Here is a 14005-nt window from a genome sequence, read left to right as displayed (position 1 = left end):
CGTACGCACATAGCATTCATCATTCAATGCCTCTGCTGTACGGTATAGTCTTATTCTAGTGAAACTCTATTCAGATAAAAATGTAGATAAGTAATCTATTAAGGGTAAAAAAGTGAATTTATGAATACGCTTACTTATTTGCTATTGTCGATAATTGAGATCTATATTCTGAAGGCGATAATTGATAATAATTGCGAAAAGCTTTACTAAAATAGTTTTTATCTTTGTAGCCCAGCATTTCGGATATTTCTTGTATTTTGAGTCCTTCTTCATTCAATAGCGTTTTGGCTTTCCCCATCCGTAACTGTTGTACATATTCATGAATCCCCATCTGATATTCTTGTTTAAATAACTTCATCAAGTACTCGCGGCTCAAGTAATATTTATCGGTAAACATTGAAATTTTGATGTCTTCAAAATAATGCTGATCAATATACGACCGAATATCACTGATATGAAAAGACTGCCGACTTCCTCCTGATTGGCGTACCTTTTCTGCATAATACGTAATAATATCGTGAACATGTTGTTCCCACTCAGCCATATTTATAATATCGAGTGAATACGTCTGTATTCGTTCTTTGCGTTGGCTAGCAATAGTTCCATCTGATTCTAATGACCTCTGATCCAATTCTCTCGTAATCTCATACAATTGCCCTTCCAAATCATCCAAACTATATTCCGCCATATACAGACTCAGATAAGGAGACTGCTTCATCATGCTGATACATTCATCAGCAATTCGATGAATTTGAGGAAAATGTCCATTTTCAAGCAACGTTCGTATCTGAGACATTCGTGAGCATAAGCTATGCGACTCTCCTTTAGAAGCACGTTGTTCATAAGGGATGATTAATGAGCGATTCAATTCCAAAATATTGACTTGCTCAATCATATGTTTTCCTTGCTCATAAGCAGTCGCTAACTGCTGAATATCATTAGACGGCTTGCCTGTACCTGCGATAATTTGAATGTCTAGCAACTGTTCTAAGTTCTGAATTGAACTCCGAACCCGTTGTTGCACAGCATAATGAAGTTCTTGAGGATATGCATGCCGGGCATGATAGATCAGAATCATTTCACGTTCGAGTCGCTGATTGGCAAAACAGAAATAGTGGATTCCATCTTCTGTACATTCATTCAGCACATTCGCAATCGCAAAGTGTAATAGACTGGTATCTCCATAAAAGCGCTGACGGCGTACTTGCTCCAAGTTCAAAATACGCAATACAACCGCTCCATGATAACAGTTCTTATCTTCTGCTCCAATCATCGCTAACATCTCTTCGTTCCCTTGCTTTTTGAACCGTTTCTCAACCAGCGATTGATAGATCGTTTCTTTTAACTTGGGTACAGACATATTAAGTGTGCGATGTTGTTGTATATTGTGCTGATTCTGTTGCTGGCGTTGTTGTAACAGATGAACCGCTTTGCGTAACGTATCATTTAATTCATGTCGATTGACAGGCTTGAGCAAATAATCTAATACTTTTGAACGGATAGCTTGATGAGTATATTCAAAATCGTTGTATCCACTAATCACAATCGTTAACATATCGGGATAGTCTTGTTCGACTTTTTGCAGAAATTCAACACCATTCATTCCTGGCATTTTCATATCGACCATCACTAGATCGATAGGATGTTCACGCAATATCGATAATCCTGCTTGTCCATTGATCGCTTCATAGATATGACTGATCTCAAGATTGTCCCACTCTCCCAATATGCGAATTGCTTCACGCAACGGTTCTTCATCATCCAGAATCAAAATACTATACATAAGATTTGCCCCCTTGTGGTATATACATGCTTAATTCTGTTCCTGTGTGATTGCTATCAATAAGTAAACCTGCTTGTTCTCCGTATAAAATTTGTAGACGTGTATGCAGATTTTGCAGCCCTATATGACTGCCTTCACGCTCGATAAATGTTTGTTCAAATGAAGACAGCACTTGCTGTAACCGTTCTGGCGAAATACCGGGTCCATTATCTCGTACCGTAATCAGTACATCTTGATGAGTTAAATGTGCTGTAATCGTAATCATCACGGGTTCAGACACTTGTTCAACCGCATGCTTAATCGAATTTTCAACCAACGATTGAATTGATAATTTGGGGATGGATAACTGAAGCAAAGAATCGTCCCAATCAACTGTCATCTGTAGGCGACTACCAAAGCGTGCTTTTTGTAAAGAAAGATAGCGTTCGATATGCTTGAGTTCTTCACTAGCCATCACTATATCTTTACCACCGATACAATAACGAAGTGTTTGCGCTAGATTATCGACCATATCCGCTATATCTAATCTGCCACTTCGCAGGGCTTTGGTTGAAATCGCTTGGAGAGCATTATAGAGAAAATGAGGATTAAGTTCAGCTTCAAGCGCTTTCAAAATCGCATTTTGTTCTACTAATTTCATTCGATAACGTTCATTAATAAGTTCATTGGTATTGCGCACCATATCGTTAAAATGTTGGGTGAGATGAGCAATCTCGTCTTGCCCTTTGACAGTGGCTTCAATCTCAAATTCTCCACTACTGAATCGATTCATCTGTTTGGATAAATGCCCTAAAGGACGGGTAATTTCATTTGCCAAAATCGTTACCAATGCAAATGCAATCAACAAGAATCCTGCACCGATCAAATAACTCAGATTACGTGTAGTATTAGCGACTTCATAAATCTGGCTATACAAAATAGGCTTCATTAATGTCCATTGATTGGGCTTCGATTGATTGTACATGACCATATAACGCTCATGATCGATTGTCGATGTTAACGGATCACTGGTTTGATTTTGCAACTGGGTAATCAGACCACTAACCATCATCGACTGATAAAAAGCAGGATCGTCTACATAAAAAGGAATATGATTAGCATCTGTAAAGATAAGATGTTCACCTTCATGGATCGAAGTATCTTGCAAAATCGTATCTCGCGCAGAAGGATTAACATAGAAGGTCAAAATCGCCTGCGGTTGGCGAGAAGCTATCGAACGTAGCACACGATGATACGCCATAAAACTATCTTGCTGTAACGAATCATTGGGATCTACAGGATTGAGCGCCAGCGATTGAAAATATTGATTATCGGCTTGTTGGAGCACATGGTTATACCACGGTTGGTTAACTATCTCGCTATCATATCCAGAACGAGAAGCGATATTATATGATTCACGACTGACCGAGTAATATTTCTTTTCTTTGACCATATATAGAGAAATGGCATTCAGATCACTACGTCCAAAATACAGTCGGCGTAAATAATTTTCCAGATACATCCGTGAAGCATACTCTTCTTTCTCATTCATAATCGCATGGATAAGGTCATCATATTGTAGTTGTGGCAAAGAATACTGAGCGATCCCTTCCATATAATCTTGTAAATTACGATTGACTAGCAGTAAATTATTAGCGGTACTGTCGATGCTATTTTTCACCGATTCTTTGCGAATCATCTGATAAGAGATCACTGTTAATGACGTCACCACCAAAATAATAACAGATGTGAATAAGATCACGAGCTTGTATAACAATCGACTGGATAATAGATTCCAGATAGCGGTTACTCGTGACTTCATTGCTATAGCATATCGCCTAAAATAGGGATGAGTATTCGTGAATCTACTGTTTACTTTTCTCCCCATTCCCTGTTCATCTCCTATCGTTGTATTTCTTTTGCTGTTCACCTTTTTACCCTTAACTGTTTCCTTAAATCCATTTTGAAGAGCGTAACGCCATTCTATAATACAAGTATCAGAAAAAGCTATACATTTTATGTAACCGCTTTATTCTAGAATACGATATCGGATATTATTTTTAGGAAAGAGGTATAGATAATGAAAATGGGACGAAAATGGTCTGATCGATTGCAATTTGGGATTTTTACTTTACCTGTGCTGATCTGTATTGCAGTTGCTTTTTATATTCCATTCGTAATGACCGTACGTTATTCATTGACCAAATGGAATGGCATCGCCAAGCATCCTAAATTTGTCGGACTCGATAATTTTGAGCGGATTTTTACAGGCGATGCGAACTTTAGCAGTGCAGCATGGTTCACCATCAAATATATGGTGCTTTATATTGTACTGGTTAATGTGTTAGCGATTGTACTCGCGTTAATTCTAGATATGAAATTACGTTCAACCACATGGCTACGGGCAGCATTTTTTGTGCCTTATATTTTGAGTCTGGTGATTGTCGGCTTTATCTGGAAATTTATTTTTATGCAAGGATTTGAATCGCTTGGAGCTACGACAGGCTGGGGTATTTTTGCGATGAGCTGGTTAGGTGAACCCGGGCTTGCCTTTATCTCGATTCTGGGAGTATCAATCTGGCAATCGGTCGGATTTTATATGGTGATCTATATTGCAGGCTTACAAGCAGTACCCGAAGACCTCAAAGAAGCAGCAACTGTTGATGGTGCAGGTGCTTTCCGCAAATTTTTCAGTATTACATTACCTCTACTCGCTCCATCGATTACGATATCGGTCTTTATGGCGCTCACAAACTCGATCAAAGTATTCGATGTGATCCTTTCGCTGACCGGTGGTGGACCTGGTGGAACCACATACAGTGTCGCTTATGATATTTATCGAGATACGTTCCAAAATAATCTATACGGCTATGGTACAGCCAAAGCACTTGTCTTATTTATAGCTGTACTTGTAATCACATTTATTCAACTCGGTATCTTCAAACGCAGGGAGGTTGAAGCCTGATGACATCTGCCAAAACAGGTCGTATTATTCTTGAAATTGTGATGATTATACTGTCACTTTTGTTCTTATATCCGCTTATTCTAGCGATTATTAACTCGTTCAAAAGCTTTTCCGAAGTGATGAGCGATGTGATTGCTATGCCTCAACAGTTTAATTTAGATAACTATGCGTATGTATGGAAATATATCAATTACCCTCGCTTATTTATCAATAACACTATTATTACTGTGATTGGTCTGGTCGGGATTATTTTGTTCTCGTCTGTAGCTGCTTACAAATTATCACGTACCAATTCCAAGTGGAGTAATACAATCTATCTACTCTGTATTGTGCCTATGTTGATTCCGTTTCAGTCGATTATGCTAACTGTATTGCAATTAGCCAAAAGTCTTCATTTATCAGACAGCACATGGGGATTAGGCATTCTATACTGGGGATTCGGCGCACCCCTTGCTATCTTTATTTATCATGGATTTGTTAAAGGGATTCCTCGCGAAATAGATGAGAGTGCTACGATTGATGGCGCTTCTGGATTTAAGCTATTTTTCTTAGTCATCTTCCCTCTACTCCAATCGGTGACTACCACTATTATTATTATTGATGTGATGTGGATCTGGAATGACTTTCTGTTACCGTTATTGATGGTGAATGGTTCTCCTGCCACCAAAACGCTAACTCTTGCCGCTTATACGTTTGTCGGACAATATACATCGGATTGGCAATATGCGATGACAGCTATGGTTATGGCGGTGTTACCTTCGATTATTGTATTTGTATTATTACAAAAGTATATTGTTAGAGGCGTAGTCGCAGGTGCAGTAAAAGGTTGATTTGCGAAACATAGATGGATATCAATAAATACTTCTCCAATGCTTATCCAAAAGAAGTCATTCGTTAAATAAAAAAGGGAGGTATCGAGCGCACATAGGCTGCTCGATATCTCCCTTTCTGCTATATCTATCAATCTACTTATGAATACTCCATCTAATAGATCATTTTATAACTTTAAATCTATCAGATACTTCAATCCAATGAATATTCTTATTGATCAGATATGCTAAATTACTGGCTTTTCACTTTACCGTTTATAAAATCTAGTGCATTTTGTCCAATTTTCTCAGCAGGAGTAATCCCACGGAAGCGAGTCCAGATATCACGATCTACCATAAAGACTTGATTGTTTTTAGCTGCTTTCAAGTTTTTCCAAACAGGTGTTTCTTTCCACTTGTTGGTGATGGCTTCAGAATCATCGGTTGCAATAAAAATAATATCAGGATCAAGCGTAGTTAACGTCTCTAGACTTAGTTCAACATAAGGCTCATCTGTATTAGAGATGGCATTTTGGAAGCCCATTTCTGTCATAACTTGTCCAGCATAAGAATCGGATGTATGAACATCGAATCCATCTTTACGTGCTACACCGATCAATACTTTTTTGCTACCCATAGCTTCTACTTGTTTTTTCAGATCAGCCATAATCTGATCATGTTGCTTCACTCGTGCGTCAGCTTCTTTTTCTTTGCCGACTGCTTTGGCAATTACTTTGAAATCATCAATACTTTCAGCATAAGAACCTTTACGACTGTTCAATACAATCGTAGGCGCAATCTGATCCAATTGCTCTTTGATCTTCGTATGACGATCACTATCTGCAATAATCAGATCAGGCGAAGCTTCGGTGATTTTTTCTAAGTCTGGTGTCTCGCGTTTACCTAAAGGCATATAGTCAAATGCTTTACCTGCTAATTTGGTCATTGCTTCTGGCTTATCATCATCAGCAATTCCGATCGGTGTAACACCAAGTGCCAGTAGATCATCTGCAAATGACCATTCCAACGCCACTACTTTTTGAGCAGGTGCAGGCAATGTTGTTGTTCCTATCGTATCTTGAATCGTAATCGCATTGGCATTATTCGTTGTCGTTGCTACTGTCTGATTCGCTGTACTGGTATTTCCGCAACCTGCCAAAATTGCTGTAATCGCACCCACTGTCAATATCGTTTTTGTTAATTTTTTCAGTATCATGTTTCTGTCTCCTTCATATCCGTACCATTATCTTTTATATTTTTGTGATAATGATAATTATTCTCAACGTTTGCTATTATAATACGTTGTTCTTTTAAAGTAAACATGTAATGTAAATTCATGAAACAAAGCATTGCATATATTCAAATTCTTTAAGCATTTGTGAGATACAACTGTAAAAACTGCAAAAAGGAAGCCGACTAATACAGATCGGCTTCCTTCTACTTGATAGCGTAGACATGCTTAGTATAGAAATAGTCAGTCTACTTCTATCATACATAGCGTTATAGCTTTAACTTAGTTGGTATCTTTATAAATCGAGGTACTATCCCAATCACGGTGTACATAGGAGATTGGATTGTCGATCGTTCCATACCATTTGTTGTTTCTAAAGTCGCTAGACTCTGGGTACTGTGTCCATGGATAAGCCTGGTCTTGATAAAAGAAAGATACTTGTACATTATCATAGCGTTGATTCATTGTGCGACCTTCGATATTGGTACCGTCAAAAGCTTTCTTGGCAATCGAAGTTACTTTTTTCACTGAAGTCGAATTTGCATCACTATCCGTGAATTTTGTAGGCGCAATCGTGACTTGTGTGCCACCCACGACCATATATGCATTGTAATACGTATCCGATGTTGCTGTTTTGGCTAAATAGAACTGTACGCTATTGATCCGGTTACCATCATACTTCTGGTATGCGGAATCAGCATAGTAAAATCCATTGGAACGAATATACGGCAACCATCTAAATGTACCTGTCTGATAAGCATATCCAGCTTCTATTGAAGCATTATCAGAATCAAATCCATAATAAACCCATGGCTGTTCGCCTGCACCTAGACCGCTTACTTTAGGAAGTGTAATGTCTGATGTAATACTGTCAAAGCCAGAGTACGCCAATTGCTTGCGTTCAAAAGCTCCTGTTGTACCACCATTTACATCTTTGACCGCAGGGCCATTACCACTAATCGGTGGACTTGGTTGATCGCCAACACGCGAAGCTTCAATATCATCATCTTTTTTAGCGGCTCCTAGATAGCCACGTTTGGAACTATACACTTGACCATCTGTACTCATATACAAATAATCCGCATTTTCAAGCTTCTGCACTTCTTTGGATGCACTAGCATCATTACTGGAATTAGTTACCGTCTGATCCATCACGACTTGCTTTTGTTTTTCAAAAAAAGCATTATCGACTTTCAACGGATCAGCAGAAGCTGTATGTACAGCTGTGAGCGATGCTCCTAACATGAGCATGATGCTCATCGTTCGTAATGTCTTTACTTTTTTCATGCGTACATTCCTCTCTGTTGTGTAAATATAGCGTAATGCTTGCCTACTTTAACACGATTCGTTATCTTTCAGGATAATGACATTCATCATTACCGTGACTATTTTATAAGAAAACGAGTCAGATAGCAAAAAACACACTTTAAATGTTAAATCATCTATCCATTATAATCATAGGGATTTAGTAATTATTCTCTTTTTTTGATAATATTAGATTATTGCTATTGACTACTTATGGAAGGAAGATGAATCCTATGTTGTTACAACGTAAAGCAATTGCCCTCATTTTAACAGGTATATGCTTGATTCTTTTGGGGATGTACAGTAAAAATATGTTTGTCTATGCACCGACAATAGGTTGGTTCGGCGGTATATTATGTATGTCTTTAGCTACTTTTTTCATATTACGTTCTACCTCTGCGAATTCTAAATAATAGGAAATGGAGCATCGATGATGACGCGACTATTTAAAATTATCTTTGTGACTTGCCCTATTGTAGCTGTACTTAGCTTACTAATGAGATTAATTTATCCACAATCGATTGGTTTAGCTTATATTGGTTTTATATATAAGCAATAATACTTGGATCGTTACATAATAATTTATTGTATAAAACGTAGCATATTCGCATACAATTTCGCAGTAAGTGGTATACCTAGAGCAATTCCAACACCAGCCCCTGCCACTACTGCTATGACTAGCGTAGGGTTAGCTATTACAAAATACGAAGGATGGTAATTTGATGCAGATGGACTTTGGATACTCGCCTCACTTCGAGCTGATCCTATTATAAACACACCCCCTAATAATCCAATGACCATTACACTCACAATACCATTTCGTAGCCATTTTATTTTATGATTATGATGATTTGAAGAATGAATACTCATTGATTTCACCTCTTTCTACTCGTCGTTGTTCTGATATGCTTTCAACTTTTTAAGAATATTTGTGTATCTGTTTATATCCTTATAATCTATTTCAATGTTACTTTCAGTATTAAAATAACATAGTATAGAAAAAGCCGCCAATTTCTGACGGCTATCTATATAGTAATGCTTATATTAGAACACACACTTTTAACCCTTCGGTCCAACTCCTATTTGTTGAAGCAATCCAAGCAAGTCGGGTTGACCATATTCCTTAACAATTTTCCCTTTAGAAAATTTATAGAAATTCATTGCTTGAACTTGTATCTTCTTGTTTGTGGCTGGAAAACCATAAAAATCACCTGAGTGTGTGCCTCTCATGGTGAAGCGTGCTGCTACCATTTCTTCTTCTGCTACTGTCTCTTCCAATGTCCATTGAATATCTGGAAAGCCACCTCGCATCATATCGATGACTGCGAGGTAACCCATTGGTCCTATCATCGGATCATCTTTTCCAGGACTGTAGAATATTGCATCTGATACGATAAGCTCTTCAGCGAGCTTTGAGTCAGCTGTATTAATGAAATCCGTAAATCTCTTCATCTGATATTTATTGTTTTCTATTGTCATAATCAAATTCCTTTCTAATAAACCCAGTTTTATTTTTAGAAAATCGATAGATGTACTTATATCATTCATATTCAACTTGTAGACATCTCATTTTGTATATTTTTATCGGACATATGCTATATGTACCAGTCTCGACATAATTCCTAGATGTTGGACGAAAGACCAGTGTGCATTGACTGTACGCCACTTGCCATTGATCTGGCGAAAAACGGCTGTTGAGTTTCAAAAAGTCTGAAGTTGTTCTTCTCCATGTTCTCCTACTACAAAATTGCGTAAATTGTAACTGAGTACAGCGAGATCACCAGCTTCACTAATAGCTATATTTGGATCTATATATTCGCTTCGAATAATATTTGGATTTTTATAATGTGTCAAAATATGATTTTCTACAGCTACTTTACCGACGAGAAGTTTCGCAGCAATCGGATCAAAGTAACTGATATCATCACTATAACTATCGAGATAACCATAACAATCGCCTTGATTCCAACGCTCATTATTTGCGTGCTCGATATCCATAACAATTTCAGTAATTTCGTTATGGTTCATCGTATTCATTTTTCAAACTCCTTTTCTATGTTATATTGATAAGATGATATATGATCATTTTAGGTAATTTAGGATATGAAATAAAGGCTATATCAGGACTAAAAAAGATATAAAATGGACATTATATTTTTATACAACTTCTCACCGAAAGGAAATATATACTATGAATGTTCAACTAAATCATAATGTCAAAATAGAAGCTCTAGGATATAATCCACCTTCGCCTTATTTATACGACTTAGAAATTTTCAGTTTTTCCGAATTGAAAAAGCGTACACCTGAAGGAAGAATAGATATTAATCATAGATACAAATTCTATATGGTTATTTGCGTGACTCAAGGGGAATGTACTCAATCTATTGATTTTGAACCCGTTTTGTGTAAATCAGGAACTCTGTTTGTAGTCTCTCCTAATCAGGTTCATAACTTTGGAAAAGATGAAGATTGGGAGGGTTGGATTATTTTATTTCGTTCCGAGTTTCTTATACCTAGGTCTTCAACTTTAAATGAACACAAGCTAGCTTTTGATATTGAAAGACTACCCAAAGTACTAACGCTAACTAATAAAGAATTAGATCGAGCTGTTTATTCGATTGCTAGAATGATCGAAGATTCTCTGATCTCAGAACCTACCGAAGATGTCCATATGTTATTACGTTATCAACTTTATACCTTGATGACTTGGCTTCATATTGTGCACAAAAATACTCTTCCCATAACCTATACTCAATTATCACAACGTTTTATTCATTTCCATAAGCTTGTCGAGACACATTTCACTGAATGGAGTCATGTTAGCGAGTATGCGCACTATTTAAATTGTACTGAAAAAACATTAACCAGAGCTTCTATAGAAGCAACCGGAATGACTGCCAAAGCTTTTATTTCTGCTCGAATGATCTTAGAAGCGAAGCGATTACTTGTGCATACCGATCAATCGGTCAGCCACATTTCAGAACATCTTAACTTCAAAGAAGCAACCCACTTCAGTAAATTTTTCAAAAGAGAAACAGGATATACGCCTTCTGATTTTCGAGAACAAGCCGAATGGTAAACAAAAAAACTCTCTAACATTAAGAGAGTTTCTTTGTTTAGGTTGTATTATTTTCTATCATGCGTACGAATATACTCTGACCATTTTTCTAACTGTGCTTCAATATCAGTGATCCGAAGTGGCTTAGATACAAAGTCTTGCATTCCACTTTCCATACATAATAACTGTTCTTCTTTGCGAGCAAATGCAGTCACCGCTACAATAATCGGTGAAGATTGATGTTGCTGACGAATACGACGTGTTGCCTCCATACCATCCATAATCGGCATATTCACATCCATAAATATCAAATCATATATTTTACGACTGGTCGCTTCTACGGCTGCTGCCCCATTCTCTACAAGGTCTGCCTGATACCCTCGCTTGCTTAATATGGTTAACAATACTTTCTGATTCGTTGCATTGTCTTCAGCTACCAAGATACGTAAAGGACCGTATAATGAAGTCGGTACCGATGGCTGCGCAGCTATTTGTTGTGCAGTCATATCGATTTCAGGATAATCGGCTGCATTTAATGTTAGTGTAAATGCAAAAGTAGCTCCTCGATTAGAATTACTTTCAACCCGAATAGAACCGCCCATCAATTCAATAATCTTTTTGCAAATAGATAATCCTAGACCGGTTCCGCCATACCTACGATTGGTCGCTGTCCCGATCTGAGAGAACGGTTGGAATAACTTGGCTTGTTGATCTTCCGGTATACCGTGCCCTGTATCCTGAATAGAAAATTCTACAACAATCGATTGCGCATCAACTTGTGGCTTCAGATGAGCAGAAATCAATACACCACCATGCTCTGTAAATTTAACAGCATTTCCGACCAAATTGATCAGAACCTGTCGTAATCGATCTTCATCTCCAATAATATAAGAAGGTAACTTGGGATCGATATGTGTATTAATAAACAGTTTCTTTTCCTGTACTGGTGTAACAAAAATATCCGTCACTTGATCGAGTAAATGCTGAATATTGACTTCCCCATACTCTAGCTCCATACGCCCAGCTTCAATTTTACTAAAGTCTAACAACTCGTTTAGAATTTTCAATAATGCATTGTTGCTATCTATAATAATCTCAGCATATTCTCGTTGTTCTTGCGTCTCTAACGTATCGAACAACAATTCAATCATACCGATCATACCGTTCATTGGCGTACGCAATTCATGACTAATAATTGCCAAGAATTCAGATTTTGCACGATCTGCTTGTTCAGCAATCTCACGTGCTCGAATCACTTCATTTTCTTCCGTACGATCTCGAAAAACAATTACTGCACCTACGCGTTCCCCGTTATCAATAATAGGAGTCACACGGTATGAAGCTAAGAAGCTTGAATTATCTTGTCTCCATAATACGGCTTCCTCACGGTAAAGAGGTTGTCCATCTGACAGAGAACGCATAATCGGAGTATCTCCCGCCAGCGCTGGGCTTCCATCTGGCTGACTTTGCTCGATCTGCTTCAAATGATATTCATTCATCATGAGATTGACATCGTACCCTAACATTGCTGATCCGGCTGGATTAATAAACGTTGTATTGCCTTCCAGATCGACGCCGAATATCCCTTCAGATACTGAATTTAAAATAAGCTCTTGCTGATTACTTAAATTTTTTATTTTAGCTAAATACTGATTACGCTCGGTAATATCGTTAATAATCCCATACACACCAACCACTTCATTTTCTACATAAATCGGTACATTCGTAACATGTACTTCAATAATATGACCGTCTTTGTGAAAAGTGCGTATTTCGTACGTCTGTGTCTCACCTTTTTTGGCTAATTCAAAATGATAATTGGTTTTGGCTAGATCGTCAGGATGAGCCACAGGTTCAAATGGTTTATTTTTCAAATCTTCATTTGTATAACCTAGAAGATCCTCCATGCTTTTATTCATAGCCAAATAAGTGCCATCTATACTTAAAGCATTAATACCTGTAGGATTATGTTCAAATAACGATTTGTAACGACTTTCGCTTTCACGCAGTCTTTTTTCTTGTTCACGTCGTTCGGTAATATCCCTCGAGACAGCTACCAGATATTCCAATTCGCCTTGCTCATCATACGTATATCGACAAGTCGTTTCAGACCACATATATGTTCCATCTTTACGTTTAAAACGGAAAATAACCGCTTCTGGGTCGGATTGCACATATTGAACGGCTGTTAAGTAGTTACGTACTTTCTCTACATCATCTTCATGTACATAACTTAGTCCATTTTTACCCAACATTTCTTCTGGGGTATAACCAAGCAATATTTTACAGGCGGGTGAAGCATATAAGTATGTCACGTCACTATTGGCTACATGCCTAGAAATCAAATCAGATGTATGATCTGTAATAAGACGCATTTGCCACTCGCTGTATTGCAATTGTTCTTCAATCAATTTACGTTCTGTGATATCACGAGTAATAGATAGCACTTCTTTTTTGCGACCTTGTTCATCATACAAATAATGACAAGCAGATTCTGCCCAGAAAAACGAACCGTCTTTGCGCAAAATCCGGTATACAATCGTTACATGATGATTCATAATCAGACTGACATTAATATATTCAATAACTTGAGGAGCATCTTCTGGATGTATATAGAGATATCCACTGGTTCCTAGCAATTCTTCTGGGGTATAGCCTGTTAATGTATATGCTGCATCAGATACTGACAAATAGGTAGATGCTGTATTGATCTGATGACGACTAATCATATCGTTAGAATAATCCATAATATTTTGATAATGCTTTTCATTCGATAGTAATCGTTGGTATACTTCTTTGCTTATGGTTACTTCACTCATATCTGCCTAACGCTCCCTTATGTTGAGCAATGCTGTAGCCTAATATAATAATC

Annotated in this window: 12 protein-coding genes; 4 read left to right on the top strand and 8 right to left on the bottom strand. The window is 37.6% G+C overall.

What is annotated here, in order from left to right:
- Nucleotides 1-130 precede the first annotated feature (130 nt).
- Complete coding sequence (locus tag RCP16_RS06360) at nt 131-1783, bottom strand: response regulator transcription factor (protein WP_308641912.1); 1653 nt, start codon at nt 1781-1783, stop codon at nt 131-133.
- The gene (locus RCP16_RS06355; protein WP_308641911.1) at nt 1776-3584 is read right to left on the bottom strand and encodes a sensor histidine kinase; all 1809 of its coding nucleotides are present in this window, start codon (nt 3582-3584) and stop codon (nt 1776-1778) included. Before RCP16_RS06355 ends, RCP16_RS06360 begins: the two co-directional genes overlap by 8 nt.
- Nucleotides 3585-3842: 258 nt before the next feature.
- Between RCP16_RS06355 and RCP16_RS06350 the strand changes: the two genes are divergently transcribed.
- Both RCP16_RS06350 and RCP16_RS06345 read left to right on the top strand, forming a co-directional pair.
- Nucleotides 3843-4727 carry a carbohydrate ABC transporter permease gene (locus tag RCP16_RS06350; protein ID WP_206665599.1) on the top strand — a complete coding sequence of 295 codons (885 nt, stop codon included), beginning with the start codon at nt 3843-3845 and terminating at the stop codon, nt 4725-4727.
- A complete protein-coding gene (locus RCP16_RS06345; protein ID WP_069328159.1) occupies nt 4727-5557 on the top strand; it encodes a carbohydrate ABC transporter permease in 831 nt (276 codons plus the stop codon). The genes RCP16_RS06350 and RCP16_RS06345 overlap by 1 nt, the downstream gene beginning before the upstream one ends.
- A 232-nt stretch (nt 5558-5789) precedes the next feature.
- On the opposite strand, the gene RCP16_RS06340 is transcribed toward RCP16_RS06345, so the two are convergent.
- Nucleotides 5790-6752 carry an ABC transporter substrate-binding protein gene (locus tag RCP16_RS06340; RefSeq protein WP_069328160.1) on the bottom strand — a complete coding sequence of 321 codons (963 nt, stop codon included), beginning with the start codon at nt 6750-6752 and terminating at the stop codon, nt 5790-5792.
- A gap of 297 nt (nt 6753-7049) precedes the next feature.
- Nucleotides 7050-8054: a hypothetical protein gene (locus tag RCP16_RS06335; protein ID WP_308641910.1), complete on the bottom strand. Its 1005-nt coding sequence runs from the start codon at nt 8052-8054 to the stop codon at nt 7050-7052.
- 251 nt (nt 8055-8305) lie between these two features.
- On the opposite strand from RCP16_RS06335, the gene RCP16_RS06330 reads away from it, so the two are divergent.
- Entirely contained in the window at nt 8306-8485 is a 180-nt protein-coding gene (locus RCP16_RS06330; RefSeq protein WP_308641909.1) for a hypothetical protein, read from the top strand.
- A 169-nt stretch (nt 8486-8654) separates the two neighbouring features.
- Here the strand turns inward: RCP16_RS06330 and RCP16_RS06325 are convergent, their stop codons facing one another.
- The 3 genes from RCP16_RS06325 to RCP16_RS06315 form a co-directional block, all read right to left on the bottom strand.
- The gene (locus RCP16_RS06325) at nt 8655-8942 is read right to left on the bottom strand and encodes a hypothetical protein (RefSeq protein ID WP_308641908.1); all 288 of its coding nucleotides are present in this window, start codon (nt 8940-8942) and stop codon (nt 8655-8657) included.
- A gap of 189 nt (nt 8943-9131) precedes the next feature.
- Nucleotides 9132-9620, bottom strand: a complete 489-nt coding sequence (locus RCP16_RS06320; protein WP_308641907.1) for an ester cyclase — start codon at nt 9618-9620, stop codon at nt 9132-9134.
- 153 nt (nt 9621-9773) lie between these two features.
- Complete coding sequence (locus RCP16_RS06315; protein WP_308641906.1) at nt 9774-10109, bottom strand: Cif family virulence factor; 336 nt, start codon at nt 10107-10109, stop codon at nt 9774-9776.
- Between the two features lie 154 nt (nt 10110-10263).
- Here RCP16_RS06315 and RCP16_RS06310 point away from each other — a divergent pair, with 154 nt between their 5' ends.
- Nucleotides 10264-11154 carry a helix-turn-helix domain-containing protein gene (locus tag RCP16_RS06310; RefSeq protein WP_308641905.1) on the top strand — a complete coding sequence of 297 codons (891 nt, stop codon included), beginning with the start codon at nt 10264-10266 and terminating at the stop codon, nt 11152-11154.
- Between the two features lie 47 nt (nt 11155-11201).
- Here the strand turns inward: RCP16_RS06310 and RCP16_RS06305 are convergent, their stop codons facing one another.
- A complete protein-coding gene (locus tag RCP16_RS06305; protein ID WP_308641904.1) occupies nt 11202-13952 on the bottom strand; it encodes a PAS domain-containing hybrid sensor histidine kinase/response regulator in 2751 nt (916 codons plus the stop codon).
- Between the last annotated feature and the right edge of the window lie 53 nt (nt 13953-14005).

It is taken from the genome of Paenibacillus nuruki (assembly GCF_963311185.1).
Taxonomy (GTDB): Bacteria; Bacillota; Bacilli; order Paenibacillales; family Paenibacillaceae; genus Saccharibacillus; species Saccharibacillus nuruki.
This window is presented reverse-complemented; position numbering and strand designations above follow the sequence as displayed.

Excerpts from the sequence above, each read along its gene's own strand:
- RCP16_RS06325 (WP_308641908.1), bottom strand. The coding sequence starts at position 8,942 with ATGAGTATTCATTCTTCAAATCATCATAATCATAAAATAAAATGGCTA.
- RCP16_RS06330 (WP_308641909.1), top strand. The coding sequence starts at position 8,306 with ATGTTGTTACAACGTAAAGCAATTGCCCTCATTTTAACAGGTATATGC.
- RCP16_RS06360 (WP_308641912.1), bottom strand. The coding sequence starts at position 1,783 with ATGTATAGTATTTTGATTCTGGATGATGAAGAACCGTTGCGTGAAGCA.
- RCP16_RS06335 (WP_308641910.1), bottom strand. The coding sequence starts at position 8,054 with ATGAAAAAAGTAAAGACATTACGAACGATGAGCATCATGCTCATGTTA.
- RCP16_RS06340 (WP_069328160.1), bottom strand. The coding sequence starts at position 6,752 with ATGATACTGAAAAAATTAACAAAAACGATATTGACAGTGGGTGCGATT.
- RCP16_RS06305 (WP_308641904.1), bottom strand. The coding sequence starts at position 13,952 with ATGAGTGAAGTAACCATAAGCAAAGAAGTATACCAACGATTACTATCG.
- RCP16_RS06345 (WP_069328159.1), top strand. The coding sequence starts at position 4,727 with ATGACATCTGCCAAAACAGGTCGTATTATTCTTGAAATTGTGATGATT.
- RCP16_RS06355 (WP_308641911.1), bottom strand. The coding sequence starts at position 3,584 with ATGAAGTCACGAGTAACCGCTATCTGGAATCTATTATCCAGTCGATTG.
- RCP16_RS06350 (WP_206665599.1), top strand. The coding sequence starts at position 3,843 with ATGAAAATGGGACGAAAATGGTCTGATCGATTGCAATTTGGGATTTTT.
- RCP16_RS06310 (WP_308641905.1), top strand. The coding sequence starts at position 10,264 with ATGAATGTTCAACTAAATCATAATGTCAAAATAGAAGCTCTAGGATAT.
- RCP16_RS06315 (WP_308641906.1), bottom strand. The coding sequence starts at position 10,109 with ATGAATACGATGAACCATAACGAAATTACTGAAATTGTTATGGATATC.
- RCP16_RS06320 (WP_308641907.1), bottom strand. The coding sequence starts at position 9,620 with ATGAATGATATAAGTACATCTATCGATTTTCTAAAAATAAAACTGGGT.